The following is a 17,811-nucleotide window of genomic DNA, read 5'->3' as shown; positions in this document are numbered from 1 at the left end:
GTTTAAACCTGTTTACCGTATGTTTTGATATCCTCAAAACTGAGGACGGCCATATCTGTTTTCGTTTCGTCCATCTCAAATAGTTGGAAAAAATCCAAACATGCCGGATGCCCTGCCTGTTCTGCCTCGGCTACGCGATCGGCGGCTTCTTTACTTTCAAAGAACACCAAATCGGCATATGTGCCGCCTTTTCCCTTCATCAATATCCGCTTGATGATTCCTTTCTGCTGCTTGACGAAATGAGTTTCAAACTCATCCGATGCTTTAAGAATCGTAGCTTCGTCGACTCCGACTTTTGCTCTTCCCGGGGCCAATTGAATGTACATATTTTTTCTCCTTTTGGTAATGGCTTGAGATTCCTGCCTTTATAAAGTGGTATCGCCAGAAATTAAGCCTGTGACAATTGGCCGACAAAAAATAATCTGAAATCTATCATACATCACCGCGGACTGTAGCGTCCTAAACACTAATTCCTCGCTCCTAGCAACTTGATACACTTACTTTTTTCCGGATTCTGTCTTCTTTGCTCGGAAATGAGCCGGTTTCCTCTTCATCAATTTCCGAAATCGACCGAAAACTTAAAGGAAGAAGAGGGTTACCGGATATGATGCGCTCACTCTGGACGGCTGCCACGGGAATGATTGCCCAGCAGTTCCATATCGATACGATTTCGAACAATTTAGCAAACGTGAATACGACGGGATTCAAAAAAAATCGCGCCGACTTCGAGGATTTGGTTTACCAACACCAGGTTTTAGCCGGAACTCCGGCCACTTCCGTAAGCGAGATTCCTACGGGAGTCAACGTGGGTCATGGTGTGAGAGTCGCGGCTTCTCAAAAACTTTTTGAGATCGGTTCTTTTCAAGCCACCGGAAATAAATTGGATATGGCGATTACCGGAGAAATGGGATTTTTTAAAATTCAGATGCCGGATGGGAGTTTTGCTTTCTCCAGAGACGGATCTTTTAAGATCGACTCGAACCAACAAGTGGTGACGTCTAATGGATATCTTCTCGAACCGCCGCTTATTCTTCCCGAAGGAGCGATTTTAAACACACTGATGATTTCCGAACAGGGTGAAGTCACCGTAAAAGTCGGAGCGGATATTCGTCCGATCGTGATCGGTCAGGTGGAACTTTATCGTTTCGTAAACCCGGCGGGTCTTCAAGCGATCGGAAAAAACTTATTTCAAGAAACGGTGGCGTCCGGACCCGAAATTCCGGGGACTCCGGGTATGGAAGGATTCGGAAACGTACTTCAGGGATTTTTGGAAATGAGTAACGTAAAGATCGTGGAAGAAATGGTGAACATGATCGTCGCTCAAAGAGCTTACGAGTCCAATTCGAAGGCAATTCAAACCTCGGACAATATGTTGTCCACTGCCATTTCTCTCAAGAGATAAGAATTTTATAAATTTCTTATGAAGTTTGCGCGGATTTTTGTTCTTCTTGTTTTGGGCGTCGATTCGCTTTGGGGATCCGGGATTTACCTCAAAGGTAGGGTGATTGTGGAAGGGGAAGAAGTTCGTTTATCTTCCGTCGCTCGGATTCCCGACGGATTGGAAGATCGCGTCCTCATCCGAGATTTAAAGCGCCCCGTGTTTGTCGGATCCAAAGATATCTTGAAGGTTTACGGAGATTTGAATCCGATCGTGGTAGGAAGGGAAACTTTGATTCTTCCTTTGAATCATACCTTGAAACCCGAAGAAATCGAGGAATCTCTTACCGACGAGATCAAAAAGAAACATCCGAACGGGGAGTTCAAACTTACATTTTTATCCGGAGATATCAAGGTTCCCTCGGAAGGCGTCCAACTTCGTTGGGCGAATCTTTCCTCCCGTTTGCATCCGGGACAACTCATGGCCTCTCTGGAAATATTTTTTCAAAATCAAAAAGTTCATACCTTGAGGATTCGTTTTCAGGTGGAACAAAAGATAAAAGTATTAAAGGCGAGTCGTCCTTTGAACAAAGGGATCAAAATTGTAAAAGAGGATTTCAAAGAAGAAGAGACCTTGACTTCTGAGGAAATTTTGGATTCTCCCGGAAGCGAGTTACTGGGTTCTACTCTTTTAAAAGACATGAACGAAGGCGAGATCTTCCGTAAAAAACACGTTCGTAAGATTCAGGACGTTCAAAGAGGAGGGGAAATTCTAATGATCTATCACAAAGGGAGTCTCGTTCTCAAAGCGAAAGTGAAAGCTCTGAGTTCCGGAAATATCGGGGAAGAAGTTCAGGTTACGGCTCATTCCAGAGAGGGGCAGTTGAGTGCGAAAGTCGTGGATAAAAATACGGTGGTCGCGGAATGAGATTCGATTCGATTTTCGCAGGTTTATATTCGGGTCTGTGGGTCGGGATCTTATCAAAAAGTCTAAGATTGAGTTTTTGGGGAATAAGCGTTCTTCTTCTATTCTGCGTTTTTGCGGAAAAACAATCCGGTTTGAACGCACAAGAATCCTCCCTTTGGGCGGATAAAAATCCGTATTCTATGCGCCAAAACATCAAGGTCGGATCTCCTCTCTACGTTAAAATCAAAAACGGTCTACAGGCGGAATTCGAGCTCGAATCCAATGCCGACGAAACCCTGACCTTGAAAGTTATGCCCGATAAAAAGATCATTCCCGATATGCCGTCGTATAACAGCGATCGTACGATTACTCGAAAAAATAAGGGGAAGATCAAGTCTGTGGGGAAAATAAAAGGGAACTTGACGGTTCTCGTGACCGCAGTGGATCCGAACACGGGACTTTTGAGCGTCCGTGGACAAAAAATGAATGTGATCAACGGGGAGGAAAATAGTCTTTTTTTATCGGGAACGGTTTCTCCGGAATTTGTGGAAAAGGATTCTTCTATCGATGCGGATAAGATCGCCAATCTTCAGGTGAACTTTAGCGGAAAAATCAAACGCCAAGAAGTAATTCCTCCGATCGCTTTAAAAACCGTCACAAATCCGGACGGTTCCGTAACGACCAAAGCAGAACTTTCGGAAGAAGAAAAACAAAGACTGATTCTGAACCAACTGAACCGGCTTTTGGGAGAATCGCAATGAAATTCAAATATTCTATTTTTTGCATGTTTAGGTTTTCTTTGACCGTTTTCTGCGGATTTGTATCGCGCGTTTTCGGGTCCTCGTTTTACGCGTGCTTTGCGGTATTTTTGATTGGAGCGTTCGGTGTTTTTCCCTTGAATGCGGCGGAGTTACGGCTTAAGGACGTCGCCCGCATCGAAGGAATTCGGGAAAATCAGATCACGGGATACGGAATCGTAGTCGGTCTCCCTGGAACCGGAGATAGCAAAACTCCTTTTACTTCCGAAAGTATGAAAAATTATCTGAAAAACCTAGGAGTGGAAGCCAATCTCAAACCGGATCAAACTCGAAATATCGCATCCGTTTTGATCACCTCTACGATACCGACTTATTCTCGCAAAGGGGATAAGTTGAACGTAATCGTATCTTCCATCGGAGACGCTAAGTCCTTAGAGGGAGGGGTTCTCCTGCAATCTCCTTTGAAAACCGCCGGGGATAAGACATTCGCGGTGGCTTCGGGTGTGATCTCTTTCGGCGGAAGACAGGAACAGGAAAGAGGAAGCGGCGTGAGGGGAAATAAAAAGACGGTCGGAATCATTCATGGGGGAGCGATCGTCGAGCAGGAGTTGGATCAGAATTTTTACGCTTCCGAAAGAATTCAGATTCAACTTGAAAATCAGGATTTTACGGCTTTAAACACGATTGTCTCTCGAATTCGTTCCATTCTCCCCGGAAAACACGGAATCGGACCGGAATCGGTTGTTCCCGTTTCTCCCTCCGAGATCAATATCGTTCTCGGAAAAACTTTCGAAAATAAGTCCGACGCGTTCTTAACTTTATTAAGCGACATTGAAAATCTTACCGTCGAAACCCAGGTCAGGCCGAAGGTGATCATCAACGAAAGAACCGGAGTTATCGTAATGGGCGGTAACATCACGATCGAAGAGGTTGCGGTTTCCCGTTCCGGTTTGAATCTTTCCGTCACGGATAAAAACCGGAGACGCAACTGGTTTGGAAAAGAACAAGAACCCGTTAAAAACTCTTTTTTGATCGAGGAATCCACGAGCGTAGGCGACGTGGTCGAAGCCTTGAACAAGGTCGGAGCCTCTACCAGGGACATCATTGCAATTTTAGAAGCTTTGAAAAAATCGGGCGCGTTACACGCGGAGTTGGAGATACAATGAGAATCGATTCCATTCAAGATTACACAAACAAATTGAATCTGGCCGAAAAACCCGAAGTCAAAAGTCTGATTCATATCGAAAATTCTAATAAAGAAAAACGGAATGTTTCCTTTCCGGAATTGCTTCGGAAAGAATTCAATGAAAAATTTTCCGGCAAAATCAGCTCTTCTGAGATTCGCATGCCGCATAACATTAAGGAAGAAACGGCGGCCGATCCGTATCGCAAAAAACTCTATTCCGCTTCCGTCGAATTCGAATCGATCTTTGTGAAGATGATGCTTACCGAAATGAAAAAGACCGTGGAGAAATCGGGTCTCATCGACGGAGGTCACGCGGAAGAGATCTTTGAAGACATGCTCTACGACGAATATTCCAAAAATCTTTCGGCTAATTCTTCCTTGGGTCTTGCGGAACAGATCTATCAGTCTTTATCTTCCAATCTTCCTCCGGTCAACGCCGGGATCAGAGCCGATCGTAAGGTTTAAAATGAAACGGCTTCCCTAAGGGGCGTCGTTAACTCAGCGAATGCTTCTCTATGGATCGGCATAACTCAGCGAATGCCTCTCTATCATAACGTTACCCACAAGTAATGGGATCTCAAGATCAATTTGTAGGAATTACGACAAAATCCCCGTGAAACGATCGGCCCCACCCTGATTTTGGGTGTACATCCTGGGACATAGGTAACAGTTTAAACCAACGACATGGGTTACACTTTTAAAGTCCTAGTTACTTTTCGAATTCGTTCATCAAAATATCCGATTGTTACAAAGCTGAAGTAGATTCGCCAAAGGCCGTCTTCGACCGGCTCAAATCCGATTCTTTCCCCGGCTAAACTCTTCGTGATGAAGTATCTTTGATTTTTCCAATAAAAGCAACCATCATCCACTTTCCGGATTTCAAAATGATCCGGATACCGTATTTCAGGAATACGATTCGGAAATATTCTCGTTGAATGTTTATAAAGCTGGGAAGGAGTTTTTTGACCCAATGCTTCATGCGGACGTTCAAAATTGTATTCCGCTCTAAATCGATCAAAAGATTTCTGTTGTTGTTTCATAGAAGAACGGATCGGATATACCGCTTCCGCTTTTAAGGTGCGATGCATTCTCTCGTGTCGTCCGTTCTCTTGAGGTTTACCGGGACGAATTCTTTCAGGAAGAATTCCCAATTTAATCCACCAAGTGGAAAGCAGAGACATTCCTAATCCCGCCGCAAACGGGACCCCATTGTCCGTTCGAATCGCATTCGGCAATCCGTATTCTCGAAAACATCTTTCGAATTCTTTCTTGGTATCGTAGGTTTTTGTGCCTGAAAGACCTTTACAACAAAGTAAGAATCGACTGTAACCGTCCGAAATTGTCAAAGGGTAACATCGAATTCCATCTTTGAGTTTGAAATCTCCTTTGAAATCCGCACACCAAACCGCATTCGGATGATCGTAACCTTGAAACGGGAAGGAGCGAGCAATCATCTCTCGCTTCTTCTTTCGAGATTTTACCAAACCTCTTTTCTGAAGAATATTGCCGATCGTGCTTGCTGAAGGCCAAGTGATTTCAGGATTATCCTTTTCTAATATGACAAGCAGCTTCTTCGGTCCCCAAGTCGGATGTCGTTTACGAAGTGCAAGGATGAATCTCTCTTCCGCAAAACTAACTCGATTGGGATTCGTATGAGGAGATTTGCTTCTGTCTAAAAGCCCGTTTGGACCTTCTTGTCGATATCGATTCAACCATTTGTAACCGGTCTTTCTACTGATTCCAAACGTCTCGCACAACGAAGTGATTGAAACACTTCCGTTGCAGACTGCCGCAATGAATTTTACTTTCTCGTCCATCGGTGACACCTTTTTCCATGGCAAAGGATTAACCCTCCTTTGCATTAATTTTAGTGTTACCTATGTTCCCGGTTCATACCTGGGTGGTGGGGTGATGAGCGACCCGTAGGGAGCAAATCATTGAGCCTGGAGGCGGAAAGGTTCGGGAAATTTTCTTCTATCAGAAAATCATACTTTTTGCAAGTAAAAAGCCTCATTCTTGTCGGAACACTTGAAAAATATCAGTTTTTGATTCTTATGATCCCGAAAGCCTTCTTAATTTGTGGGTGCCTCTCTACGGATCGCAACATAGAATCGCTTTCGCATTTTGTTATATCGAACTCACGTTAAATACGAAAAATTTTTGTTAGTCGATTAAATCCCCAAATTTGATTCCATCCAAATCGTTTTGCAGTTTTTCTTCCGTTTTTTCGATTTTGGAATGAATGTTTCCGGGAAATAATTTCAGTTCCTTATCGCCCGTTAAAAGAGGTTCGGGGATCTTTCGATAAACGTCTCCGATACTCAAATCTCCCGGTGCAATGATCGGAACAAATTCGTTTTTTCTCGTCTCCGATAAAAATTCCAATTCGCAGAGTTTTTTGGTCAATACTGGAATCTCTTCTTCTTTCAAACGCGAAATCCGGGAAAGTTCGATAGAAGAAGAGGGTATCTTTTTTTCTTTTTGAATCCGATATGCGGACTTTAAAATCAAAATCAATTTTCGAAACTCGTTGCTCGACGAGGTATGAATTTCATCCGGAGAGTGAAGAGGAGCGAGATACCTTTCTCTGAATTGAAGAGACGCGGTGATTTCTGCGCCGAACAGAACAATTAAAGAAAGTGAATATACTCCCAAAAGAAAAATCGGAATCGCCGCCAAAGCTTTGTAGATAATCATTGTGGTCTCGCTGAACGAAGAAAGATACACATGAAATCCCCAAAGAAAAACAAGAAAGATGATACCCGTGACCGCGGCTCCTACGGAAGAGGCTTTTAGGGGAACCTTCGTATTCGGGATCAAAGAATAAAGACTTAGAAAAAAGAGCCAAATTCCGGAGAGCGGAAATAAAATTCTCAGGAAAGAATAGATCGTAAAAACGCTGTCTCCTCCGGCGATTAGAGTGGTCACAAATTTCTGATCTTTGGATTCAGTAATACTGATGGTGCGATATTCGCCTACGTTGAGCATTTTGATCTTTCCGTTTTCTTTTCTTTCCAAAAGAAGATTGGCCCATAACTTACCGTTCATCGGGGTGTAAAATGGATTCCAGTGATCTCCTAAATCCGTGGAAATGAGTATGTTCCCCAGACTATCCATAAGGAATAATTCCGTTATATCGGGTCCGGTAAAGGACCAGATACGGATGAAGTTATATCGTTTGTGGCGCAGTTCGATCCAGCTATTTCCTCCGTCTTGGGAACGATACAAAACTCCTCTTTCTCCCGCCAAAAAGATATCCCCGTTTGTAGTTTGATGGATGTCATGGAACGCTAAATGAGTCAGTCGATTCGGATAAAAATTAAATCCTCCGTCGTCGCTCGTCCATACGGTCCCGGATTCGTCCGCGATGTAACCCTTTAATGCGTCTGGAAAATAGACCTTGGAAGCGTTCATCTTCAACCTGTCTTTGAAGATCGGTTTGAAGGAAATTCCTTCGGGAATATAGTGTAGAACTTCTCCGTTTTTGAATATAATGAAAATATTATTTTTATTGACGACTTCTATGTCCTTGAGTTCGACTCCTTCGAAGGAGGTCAGGGTCCAGACGGGGGAATCGATAGGTTTGATTAGGAGAATCCCTTTTGTGGAAAGGGCGTAGATAATTCCTTCTCTGATTTTAATACGAATAAAATCGGAATCTCCTATATCCGGCTTTTTGCAGAAGTCCAATCCTCCGCCTAAGTTGTCTAAACATTTCATGTTTTCAAAATCGATTTCGTCTTCCCGAATCGAATATTCCTTTTTGAGGTTGGAATCCATTCGAAACAGGGTTCCGTTTTCTCCGCTCACCCAGATTTTATCGGAGGAATCTTTTTCCATAGAAAAGTAGTGGGAAGGTCTGAAGAAATCGATGGTCTTTTTGGCGATTCCTTCTCCGATCACAAAAAGAAGGGGACCTATCGCCAAGACGAAAAAATAAAACACGAATTTCTGAAAGAGGGATCTGTTGGAGCGGATCTTCCAAATTCCGTTGAACGCGTTTTCCAGAGAACGTAAAACTGCGGTTGCCGAAAACACCAAAATCACAAATCCGATGGCTCCGATCTGAGTCGCGGTATCGATCAGTTCTCCGATCGTTTCGAGGTACGTGTTGATATCCACGTTGATGTTACTTTGTAGAATGAAGGTGTTGATCGTGTCGAAAATTTCCTCTTTTCGATTTTCCAAACCGGAAGTGATCGTGATCAAAGACAACGCAACCGTGAGCATAGGAATCAAAGATACGATTGTCGTATAGGAAATCCCGGAGGCTTGCATGAGACAATCGTCCTTGATAAAACGATATGCGGAACCTACGATGATCCGGATGAATAGAACGAAAATTTTTAGAAAACCTTTTTGGGGAATCTTATCGGAATCGGCCAACCAACCCGGTTTAAATAGATGTAACATTGCTCATTCCGCCTTGAAGCTGTACAGAACCATGGACGAAGTCAAAGGCCTGCCTTGATTTTTGAGTTTACTTTTCCAGTGGTAGACACTGATTCGAATCCATTTCCAATAATCTTTCCAAGAGCGGAAACTTCCTCTTGACTTGAGTAATTTTGCGAGAAGTGAAAAATCAACTCCGAGATAAATGATGTGATCTCTAAAACCGGAACGATCAAGAATTTTTTTCAGATTCGATTCCGAATAATAATAAAAATGTCCCGGAAGGTAATAATGGTAGCTTGCCCCCGCATCGATCGCTTGCATGCCTTCGAAATTTGCGGTTTGTAAAAGTAGCAATCCTCCCGGTTTAAGAATTCGACGAAGTTTTTGAAAAACGCGATCCGGTTGCGAAAGATGTTCGATCACCTCTACGAGAGTGACCACGTCGAAAAAATTTTCGGGAAGATCCGCGTCTAAAAATTCTCCCTGACACACTTCGAATCCTCTGGATTTTGCGGCTTCGGCGGAGTAGGAAGAAATTTCCACACCGGCGACTTCGAAACCTGCTTCTTTTGCGCAATTCAGAAAACCTCCGAAGGAACAACCGATATCTAAAAATTTTCCTTTCGGTTTAAATTTTTGGATGTTTTTAATTCGGGCTTTCCAAACGTATCGATCGAATTTTTCGGTTTGTCTTTCGTCTCGGTATGAAAAGTCAGCATTCCCGGAATAATATTTTTCCGTGTAAAGTTCGGAAGGTTTTGGTCTTGGATGTTGGGTTCTTAGCCCGCAGGTAGAACAGATATAAATTGGAATATTATAATTTTTAAATGTGGAATAATATAAGAATTTCCAGTCGTTTTTTTGACAGCAAGGACAGATTTCGTTTAGAGTTTTGCCAGAAAAATCCAATGACAGATCCTTTCTTCCAATTTTCCCAAAGGAGTTCTTTCCGTATAACCGAAATCGGTATGGGAAAAATCCTTCAAATCTTCTTTCAATTCTTCTAATGTATAAAAACGGGAGTAAGCCCCTTTTAAGTCCTCGGTTCCGATCGCAGTTCCCTGCGCCTGGAGATGGGTGTCCCCGACTGCTCGCACCGACCCGGCCAGATATCCCCCTTTCTTGAGAATTCTGATTTTTTCCTTTAGAATTTCTTGAGTAGATTTTGCGGAATTGTAGTGTAATACTCCCCAACTTACGATCACGTCGAAAAAATTCTCTTCGAAAGGGAACGGAGGATTGCCGCCTAACGAAGCTTTGACGAAAGGACACGTTTCTCGAATTGTTTTTACGGAATTTTCCGTATAGTCCGTCGCATAAACTTGATAACCGAATTCGTTTAATAAAACACAGTGCCTTCCGGAACCGGCCCCGAAATCCAAGGCTTTCCGTTTCGCTTGTTTATCGGAATAACCGGTTCCGATTTTCGAAAGCATTCTGACCAGATTTTCGTCGGGATAGTCTAACCTGGATTTGGTTCTTGTATAATGTAGGTTCCAGGCGGATCGGGAAGAAGGTTCAGACGGATTCAAATTTACCTTCCAGTCTTTGTAGAACGGATTGTTTCCAATTTTCCAAAGTCTGATCGTTTTGATCGGGACCTAAGACCCCGATACTTCGAGTTCTTATCGCGTTTCCTTCCGACGTTCTTAAAATTTCTCCGTGTTGTTTCAACTTACGATCGAAGATGATTTTTTCTTTTCCTTTTATAACGAATTCTGAATGTTCGACAAGTTTGGACTTTCCTTCGGGAGGCGCGGAGAAAAAAATTCCCGCGTATTTCTTAGGAATTTTCGAATAGTTCAAAAACGGTTCGATTTTTTCTCCCGTTAAAAGTTTCACTAAATTTTCGAAATAGGAAGAGCCGAAGTAATTCGGAATCAGGGTGTCGGCTAAAAATTCCCCTCCGACTTCCGGGACCGCTTCGATCAGATAGATTTCTCCTTGCGGATTGATTCTGAATTCTGCGACGAATGGGCAATCGTTCATCTTAGTCGCCGCGGCCAAAGCCCTGCAGTTGAGAAGAATTTCTCCGATCAATTCGCAACGTAAGAAAGGAAGAGTATGAGCGATTTCTAAATAAGGCGCGTACTTCGTCACATCCTTATGAGAGATGGAAGCCGGAAAAAACTTTCCGTTTTGAATCAGCCCGCAGACTGTGATTTCAAAACCCGGAATGTATTCTTCTGCGATCCATTCTTCCTTATCCGCATTCGTCTTCTTTTTGGATACCCTTGAGCGAGAGTTTTTTTTCTTGGATTTAAGAAAGGATTCCCATTCTTTCGGATCGTGAAAGGTTCTGATTCCTTCTTTGCCGCTTCCCTGAGAAGGTTTGTATACGAAGGGAAATTGATTTTTTAAGGTACTGATATCGTAATTTTCCGGAGTTAAAATTCCTATCTTTTTTGCGGTTTCTTTGAGCAGATTCTTATCCGAACAGATCCCCACACTTTCAAGACTAGCATAACGTAGTTTTAATTTGTCGGCTATGTAGGAAGCGGTGTAAGTCGCTTTTCCGTAAGAGCGAGTCCCGACTCCGAGAATTTCTCCCTGAAGAGGAATTTCGGAAACCGTTTTGAGAATTTTACGATATTCGGTGACGGATTCCATAATCCTGAGAGAGGACATTTTCAAACCAGGCGCATGGTTGTTTCGGTCCACGGCGATCACCGAGTAACCGAGTCCGATCGCAGCGGAGATCAAGGGGACTTGATTGGGTCCGGCCCCGATGGAAAGGAAATATCCCTTTTCTTTCATCATCCGTAGGTTTCTTTTTATACGTGAGAAAGTCAAAGGATTTTTACGAGCCGTATGACTTGATCTTAGCAGGAAGCGGATCGGTGCGGAAGCGTTCGTTTTTTTCCTTCCGAATTTTTTCCTCGTAGGAATCATCTTAGGTTTCGTCTGATGAACGTGAATCGCTGTGAGACAACGGATTTCCGCGCATGTTTTGAAGAAGGGATCTACGTGTAGCCGACCGTCCACAGGTATTGATCGTTCGAAACTGTTTGTGTGTTTTGCGAACCCGTGTACGTTGCGAGTTGACGAAGATCTGAAACGCTTCCGTTGTCTTCGATTTTTGCGGTGTTTTCTTGATGAGTTTTACGTGTTTGATCGAGGGAACTGAATCGGTACGTCTTAGGGAAGAATTCAATCTTCCCTTGTATAGATGGAAAGAACACGATTCTTTACGAAATGCGTTCGTATAAGATTCGAACCCCGCCCGCTTTTTCTCCGTTCGGTCTGAGGTTTTGGGAAAAGATGATTAGCTTGTTATCTCCGTCTTTTTCCAAACTAGTTTTCCAACCCCAACTGGTTTCAGAAGTTTCTCCGCCGTAGTGTCCCGTAAAAGACCATTCCTGCGCGCCGGGCGGGCTTTGAGAAAATAGAATTCCGCTTCCCATCCCGAAACTTTCGACCCAAGCGGATTCGTATCTCTGTTTGTCGATATGATAACCGTAGATCGCGATTCCTTCGAAAGGTTCCCCTCCGTAACTTCCCTTGTATTCGTGAAGAAGAAATCTTCCGCCTAATATAAGTTTAATGGTTCCGGTAATCGGAGATTCGTCGGTGACCTCTCCCTCTTTGAACATCATTTGGTTGACGCCTTTCCAATTGCCCGTATAAGATTCGAATTCTTTGTGAACGCCTTCTCGTTTTGAGGTTTCAAATTTTTCTTTGCTCATGACTGGGAAGATTGAAATCGGATGGTTAAAACAGGTCAAGAAAGATTTTACTGAAACGAAATTTGGCCGTAATTCGAAGAAGTTCGAAAGTTAAAATCAAACTCCACGGTTTAGATTTTGGAAAATACAATTCTTCTATGGATTTGCAATGAATTCTAAAACTTCCGATCGAATCTAGATTCCAATAAAGAAATACGTTTTTTCGTTCGGATTTTCGTTTTGTATCAAATTGGATTCGGTCTATTCTTCCAATCAAGGAATGTTTTCTAAAGCTCGATTTTTTTAGATTTCGTTCTTCTAAGTTCGGATATTTTAAAAATTTTTGAATATTCCAGATTTCACGAATTCGTAGGATGAGTTTGGGTTTATCCGGATAGAATACTTCATAAAGTTTGAATATAATTTCAACGGAACGATCGTTTAAGAAATTTGCAAAATCGGCGTTCGAATCGTGGTAATTGTATTTTAGGGAATTTGTATTTTTCGTATTTTTGGACATAGAACCTCGCAAAATCGTCCGATCTTTTTTTAATCGCAGGAGGGTTTTACCGAACTTCAAGTGCCACTGAAACTTTTACGTTGATATATCTTTCACCTATTGAAATCGGAAATTGATTTTTGAAAAATCGTACCAGTTGAGCTGATCGTAAAATCTCAAGAATGAATTGCTACTCGAACTTAAGAATAGAATACTATTAAAAACTTATTTCGAAAATTAGAATATTTAAATATTCCTTTAAAAAGTCTGGATTTCCCGATTTGACTTAATTTTTGAGAACCGCTGTACTTTTGCAAAACCGGCCGCTTATTTTCGAGTATCATTTTCACGCGTCCGAGTAGCATCTCCGATACAAACTGCGGATATTTTTTAAAGTACTCGAAGTCTATTCGGTTTAAAAAAGTTTTTGTTAAAATTCATAATTCTTGTCGGAGAAACATTGGAATCAGAAAGAAATTATTAAAGAATGAATTTTCGGACAACTTTACTCATCTCTACATAATAGAGTGTCTAAAATTCTGCGTTGAAACATGGAATTTGTACTCAAATTGACGATACTCTATTTTATAGGAATCAGTAAAAACAAGGTTAGAAATTTCTGGATTGACCGGAAGCTTCGAATGAATTTTCTGAATCGATAGAATTTGAATTTATAAGGGAAAAGCAAACGATGAAAAAAAGGTTCGGATTTTTAAAAAAATGAATTTTTGTTAATCGTCTTGTGTTCCATCGGATTCTCGACTTTCTTATTTTCAAAAGAGATTTCGAAAGATAAGAATCAGCTTCTATTCGATGCGGTTGCTTCTGAAAATTTGACCGAAATCAAAGGGCTTTTGGATCTGGGCGCCGATCCGAATTCTATTTTGAGCCCTTGTAAACTTTATGATAATCTGGGGCGATCTGTTTTTGGTGTTGATCATAGGAGTACGTGTTCTTTGTGGGATTTGGTTTTTCAACGGAATTTACACAAAACGCTTGCGCTCTTGATTGAAAGAGGACTGAAAGAACCGGAGAGATCATGGGCCATCCTAAACGTGTCTGTATCTTGGAACCGAGTAGAAATAACAGAGATTCTTTTGCAGAATGGATTTAAGGATGATAACGGTTACTCTCTTGAATTAGCCGCATCTAACTGTAATCTACCGATCTTAAAATTACTTTTAAAATCAGGACTCGATCCGAATGCGAGTAAACACGAAGTTGATATGACCGGTTCTTCCCTGGGTGGTGCGGTCCGTAAGGATTGTTCTTCTGCGGCGGTAGAATTGATTCAAGCGGGAGCGGATGTAAATAAATTGATTGTTTGGACCCCGCGGCTGTCGATGTCACCGATTGAATGGGCGATAGAACGTGGAGCTCGCGACGTGTATTTTGTTCTTAAAAAAGCAAAAGCAGAGTTCAATCCGGAGACCGGTTTGGAGATTGCTAAGAAAGAATACAAAAAGATCGAAAGAGAAATGAAACGATGGGAGAATCCGTATAAAGGACCCGAAAAGGATAGGAACACCTACGACTCCAACAAAGAACACGAATTGAAAGATTTGAATCCTAAATTAGAAAAATATAATGATATAATCAAGGATCTGGAATTGATTTTGGAAGATCGGAAGTGATTTTCGATAAAACGAATTGCTCTGATGCTATTTTTCATTTTCGCAAAAGTGTTTCTGCGGATTACGAATTCCTGCACTCTTATTTGGATGTAAAATTTTGAGTTGTGGGGAATTTAAGAAACTTCTATAAACTAAATTTTGCATATGATAACAGAAGCCGAATGGTATTTTATACGGGGATTTTCCCCGGTAGATTGGTATTTTCGGATTTTACAGAGGTCCTTAGATTAAAAATCTATGTTGTATTTTAAAAACAGTTTTTAAAGTTGATTGAACAGAATTTACGCGAACTTTTTTAGAGTCTGTCCCAAAACTATCGGATTTTATCAGAATCTCCGTGAATCGCGACGATTGTCTTAGGTTTTGGGACAGGTTCTAAAGAAAAATCATTTGGGGCTTACAGCTATAGTAGGGTTTTGGCCGGGGATTTCTATGATCCGGAAATCTTGGATTTTTTCCGGAAAGAATTCGAGAAATTGAATTTTCTTTTGATAGACAATGATTCGTCTTTTCATAAGGAACGAACCGGAATGTCTTCTTTACTGAACTTCGAATTCCACGCTGACTCTTACCTGGATTGTTCTTTCGCCCACGGAAATGGGGGAGGAGTCATCCTTCTTTCCTGTCTTAAAATAAACGACCTGAGGGTTGACCATAGAATCTGACTCGACTATTTTGAGCGCGGTTACGTTTGTTTTTCCGATCGACTTCGCGAGCACGAACGCTTTGTTTTTTGCATCCTCGTAGGCCGCCGCAAGGGCTTCCTTTTCCTGAGTTTTGGTGGACTCCGTCTTAAAGTCGATTCCGCTTACCTGATTGACTCCGAGTTTTTGAACTTCTAACAGCAAATCCTTATAGAGTTTGAGATCTCTGAGTTTGAGGAGAATTCCGGAAGAGGCGAGATAAGGTCTTTGTTTTCCCTCTTGCAGATATTGTCTTTGCAGAGTGTAATCGGTGCTATAAACGTCTTTGTTCGCAATTTTGAATTTTTTTGAAAGCGACTGAATAACGTTAGACGTTCTTTCCAGATTTTTTTCCTGGGCCACTTTTGGGTCCTGATCCTCCGCTTCCACGGAGAAATTCATTTGTACGTAGTCCGTTTCCACGATCGCGGAACCGCTTCCGGAAACGGTGATTGTTTGTTTGGTTTCGGATTGAATTCCCAGAATTGGGATCGTTAAAAGAAGCAGAGAGGCAAATTTATTCATAATATTTCCTGAATATTCTTAATATATAAAATTTTATAATAAAAAAGGCGGAAGAGTAAACTCGACCGCCTTTTGCGATTTGGTAAAAATGGTGCAGATGAATTACATCATTCCGCCCATTCCTCCCATACCGCCTCCGCCCATTCCCGCCATCGGGTTTGGAGCGTCTTTTTCCGGCTTATCGGTGATCGTCACTTCGGTGGTTAAGATCATGGAACCGATGGAAGCCGCGTTTTGCAGTGCGGAGCGAACCACTTTCGCAGGGTCCACGACACCCGCAGAAACCAGATCTTCCCAAACCATGGATAGAGCGTTAAAACCTTCGTTTCCTTTTTTAGTTTTTGCGTGTTCCACGATCACGGATCCTTCCAGACCTGCGTTGTTTGTGATCATACGAATCGGTTCTTCCAAAGAACGGAAAATAATTTTTGCTCCGGTCGCTTCGTCGCCTTCCAGTTTCAGAGCGGCAACAGCTTCTTGAGCTTTGAGAAGAGTCAAACCGCCGCCGGGAACGATCCCTTCTTCCACGGCCGCACGAGTCGCGGAAAGAGCGTCTTCCACACGGGCTTTTTTCTCTTTCATTTCCACTTCGGTAGCCGCTCCGACGTGAATGACCGCAACCCCACCCGCAAGTTTTGCGAGTCTTTCTTGAAGTTTTTCTTTGTCATATTCGGAAGTGGTATCTTCGATTTGTTTTTTGATTTGACCAATTCTTCCTTGGATTTCCTTCGTTTGGCCTTTTCCTTCGATGATCGTAGTGTTCTCTTTATCCACGGTCACTTTGTTCGCACGGCCGAGCATTTGAAGTGTGGTATTTTCGAGTTTCATACCAAGATCTTCGGAAATGACTTGTCCGCCCGTCAAAATAGCGATATCTTCGAGCATCGCTTTTCTTCTGTCTCCAAAGCCCGGAGCTTTTACCGCGACACAGGAGATGGTTTTTCTGAGAGTGTTGACAACGATGGTAGCCAGCGCTTCTCCTTCCACTTCTTCGGAGATGATCACGAGAGGTTTGCCCGCTTGAGCTACCTTCTCGAGAATATGGATGAGATCTTTCATGGATGAGATTTTTTTGTCGTAGATCAGAATATAAGGATCGCTTAAAGTAGCGACCATAGATTCCGCGTCGGTAACCATGTACGGAGAAATGTAGCCTCTGTCGAACTGCATTCCTTCTACCACGTCGAGTGTGGTCTCGATGGACTTCGCCTCTTCGACCGTGATCACTCCGTCTTTACCGACTTTATCCATTGCGTCCGCAATCAGATTTCCGATTGTATCATCGTTGTTAGCCGAGATGCTGGCGACGTTTGCGATGTCTTTTTTGTTTTCGATCTTAACCGCTCTTTTTCGTATGCTTTCCACGGCCGCTGTTACGGCTTTGTCGATCCCTCTTTTAAGAGACATCGGGTTTGCGCCTGCGGTTACGTTTTTCAGACCCTCGTTGATAATGGATTGGGCGAGAATGGTCGCAGTGGTGGTTCCGTCGCCTGCGACGTCGTTTGTCTTTGTGGAAACTTCTTTTACCATTTGCGCGCCCATGTTTTCGAGAGCGTCTTCGAGTTCGATTTCTTTCGCAACGGTCACACCGTCTTTTGTGATGGTTGGCGCTCCGAATTTTTTATCGATTACTACGTTGCGACCTTTGGGTCCGAGAGTAACTTTTACCGCGTTCGCGAGTTTGTTCACCCCTTCTAGGAGCTTACGTCTTGCTGTTTCGTTGTATTCAATATCTTTAGCCATGATTTACTCCTGATTATTTTTTAACGACGGCCAGAATATCGCTTTCACGGATGATGAGATATTCTTTGCCTTCCGATTTGATTTCAGTTCCGGAATATTTTCCGTAAAGGACGGTATCGCCTACTTTTACTTCGAGAGGAACGAGTTTCCCGTCTTCATACTTACCGCTGCCTATTTCGACAACTTTTCCTTCTTGTGGTTTCTCTTTTGCCGTATCAGGAACGAAAATGCTACCGATCTTTTCCTCGGCTTCCTGTCTTGGTTCTACGAGGACTCTGTCACCCAGAGGTTTAATCGATGCCATAGACTAACTCCTTAAAATTATAAGATTAGCACTATATTTGTGAGAGTGCTTATTTAGTTTTTCATTAAAAAAAATGGCCCCAAAAGGGTCAAGCACTTTGATGCGGAGAGTGCCAAATTTGATGGAAAAGAAAAG

At 42.5% G+C, this 17,811-nt stretch carries 17 protein-coding genes; 6 read left to right on the top strand and 11 right to left on the bottom strand.

What is annotated here, in order from left to right:
• Positions 1-2: 2 nt before the first annotated feature.
• Positions 3-326: a hypothetical protein gene (locus tag FHG67_RS15215; protein ID WP_004498522.1), complete on the bottom strand. Its 324-nt coding sequence runs from the start codon at positions 324-326 to the stop codon at positions 3-5.
• Positions 327-607: 281 nt separating this feature from the next.
• Here FHG67_RS15215 and flgG point away from each other — a divergent pair, with 281 nt between their 5' ends.
• From flgG to FHG67_RS15190, 5 genes are read left to right on the top strand one after another with little or no spacing between them, the layout of a single operon-like run.
• A complete protein-coding gene (gene flgG, locus FHG67_RS15210; RefSeq protein WP_085986059.1) occupies positions 608-1,402 on the top strand; it encodes a flagellar basal-body rod protein FlgG in 795 nt (264 codons plus the stop codon).
• Positions 1,403-1,420: 18 nt separating this feature from the next.
• Positions 1,421-2,305, top strand: a complete 885-nt coding sequence (gene flgA, locus FHG67_RS15205) for a flagellar basal body P-ring formation chaperone FlgA (RefSeq protein WP_002619698.1) — start codon at positions 1,421-1,423, stop codon at positions 2,303-2,305.
• Positions 2,302-3,045, top strand: coding sequence for a flagellar basal body L-ring protein FlgH (locus FHG67_RS15200; RefSeq protein WP_004498531.1), 744 nt, complete (start codon positions 2,302-2,304; stop codon positions 3,043-3,045). Before flgA ends, FHG67_RS15200 begins: the two co-directional genes overlap by 4 nt.
• Positions 3,042-4,208: a flagellar basal body P-ring protein FlgI gene (locus FHG67_RS15195; RefSeq protein ID WP_004498528.1), complete on the top strand. Its 1,167-nt coding sequence runs from the start codon at positions 3,042-3,044 to the stop codon at positions 4,206-4,208. Before FHG67_RS15200 ends, FHG67_RS15195 begins: the two co-directional genes overlap by 4 nt.
• The gene (locus FHG67_RS15190; protein WP_004498596.1) at positions 4,205-4,693 is read left to right on the top strand and encodes a rod-binding protein; all 489 of its coding nucleotides are present in this window, start codon (positions 4,205-4,207) and stop codon (positions 4,691-4,693) included. The genes FHG67_RS15195 and FHG67_RS15190 overlap by 4 nt, the downstream gene beginning before the upstream one ends.
• A gap of 224 nt (positions 4,694-4,917) precedes the next feature.
• Here the strand turns inward: FHG67_RS15190 and FHG67_RS15185 are convergent, their stop codons facing one another.
• The 7 genes from FHG67_RS15185 to FHG67_RS15145 all read right to left on the bottom strand — a co-directional run bounded on the left by FHG67_RS15185 (position 4,918) and on the right by FHG67_RS15145 (position 12,808).
• Positions 4,918-6,069, bottom strand: coding sequence for an IS481 family transposase (locus FHG67_RS15185; protein ID WP_376767570.1), 1,152 nt, complete (start codon positions 6,067-6,069; stop codon positions 4,918-4,920).
• A 322-nt stretch (positions 6,070-6,391) separates the two neighbouring features.
• The gene (locus FHG67_RS15180) at positions 6,392-8,641 is read right to left on the bottom strand and encodes a YhjD/YihY/BrkB family envelope integrity protein (RefSeq protein ID WP_004498554.1); all 2,250 of its coding nucleotides are present in this window, start codon (positions 8,639-8,641) and stop codon (positions 6,392-6,394) included.
• Between the two features lie 3 nt (positions 8,642-8,644).
• On the bottom strand, positions 8,645-9,532 hold the full coding sequence (locus tag FHG67_RS15175) for a class I SAM-dependent methyltransferase (protein ID WP_002619726.1): 888 nt from the start codon (positions 9,530-9,532) through the stop codon (positions 8,645-8,647).
• Entirely contained in the window at positions 9,508-10,155 is a 648-nt protein-coding gene (locus tag FHG67_RS15170) for a class I SAM-dependent methyltransferase (RefSeq protein WP_004498543.1), read from the bottom strand. Before FHG67_RS15170 ends, FHG67_RS15175 begins: the two co-directional genes overlap by 25 nt.
• Complete coding sequence (locus FHG67_RS15165; protein ID WP_026054281.1) at positions 10,142-11,380, bottom strand: ATP-grasp domain-containing protein; 1,239 nt, start codon at positions 11,378-11,380, stop codon at positions 10,142-10,144. The genes FHG67_RS15170 and FHG67_RS15165 overlap by 14 nt, the downstream gene beginning before the upstream one ends.
• Before the next feature lie 431 nt (positions 11,381-11,811).
• Positions 11,812-12,309, bottom strand: a complete 498-nt coding sequence (locus FHG67_RS15150) for a DUF1579 family protein (RefSeq protein ID WP_004498583.1) — start codon at positions 12,307-12,309, stop codon at positions 11,812-11,814.
• Between the two features lie 25 nt (positions 12,310-12,334).
• Positions 12,335-12,808, bottom strand: coding sequence for a hypothetical protein (locus FHG67_RS15145; protein ID WP_004498558.1), 474 nt, complete (start codon positions 12,806-12,808; stop codon positions 12,335-12,337).
• Between the two features lie 707 nt (positions 12,809-13,515).
• Here FHG67_RS15145 and FHG67_RS15140 point away from each other — a divergent pair.
• Positions 13,516-14,421: an ankyrin repeat domain-containing protein gene (locus tag FHG67_RS15140; RefSeq protein WP_232423659.1), complete on the top strand. Its 906-nt coding sequence runs from the start codon at positions 13,516-13,518 to the stop codon at positions 14,419-14,421.
• Positions 14,422-14,960: 539 nt separating this feature from the next.
• Here FHG67_RS15140 and FHG67_RS15135 read toward each other — a convergent pair.
• From FHG67_RS15135 to groES, 3 genes are all read right to left on the bottom strand, one after another.
• The gene (locus tag FHG67_RS15135) at positions 14,961-15,629 is read right to left on the bottom strand and encodes an SIMPL domain-containing protein (RefSeq protein WP_004498587.1); all 669 of its coding nucleotides are present in this window, start codon (positions 15,627-15,629) and stop codon (positions 14,961-14,963) included.
• Positions 15,630-15,731: 102 nt separating this feature from the next.
• Positions 15,732-17,372, bottom strand: a complete 1,641-nt coding sequence (gene groL, locus FHG67_RS15130; RefSeq protein ID WP_002730932.1) for a chaperonin GroEL — start codon at positions 17,370-17,372, stop codon at positions 15,732-15,734.
• Positions 17,373-17,385: 13 nt separating this feature from the next.
• Positions 17,386-17,676, bottom strand: a complete 291-nt coding sequence (gene groES, locus FHG67_RS15125) for a co-chaperone GroES (protein WP_002619721.1) — start codon at positions 17,674-17,676, stop codon at positions 17,386-17,388.
• Positions 17,677-17,811 lie beyond the last annotated feature (135 nt).

It is taken from the genome of Leptospira weilii (genome assembly GCF_006874765.1).
In the GTDB taxonomy this organism is placed as follows: Bacteria; Spirochaetota; Leptospiria; order Leptospirales; family Leptospiraceae; genus Leptospira; species Leptospira weilii.
The sequence above is the reverse complement of the archived record's forward strand: the minus strand, read 5'-3'. Positions and strand labels throughout refer to the sequence as shown.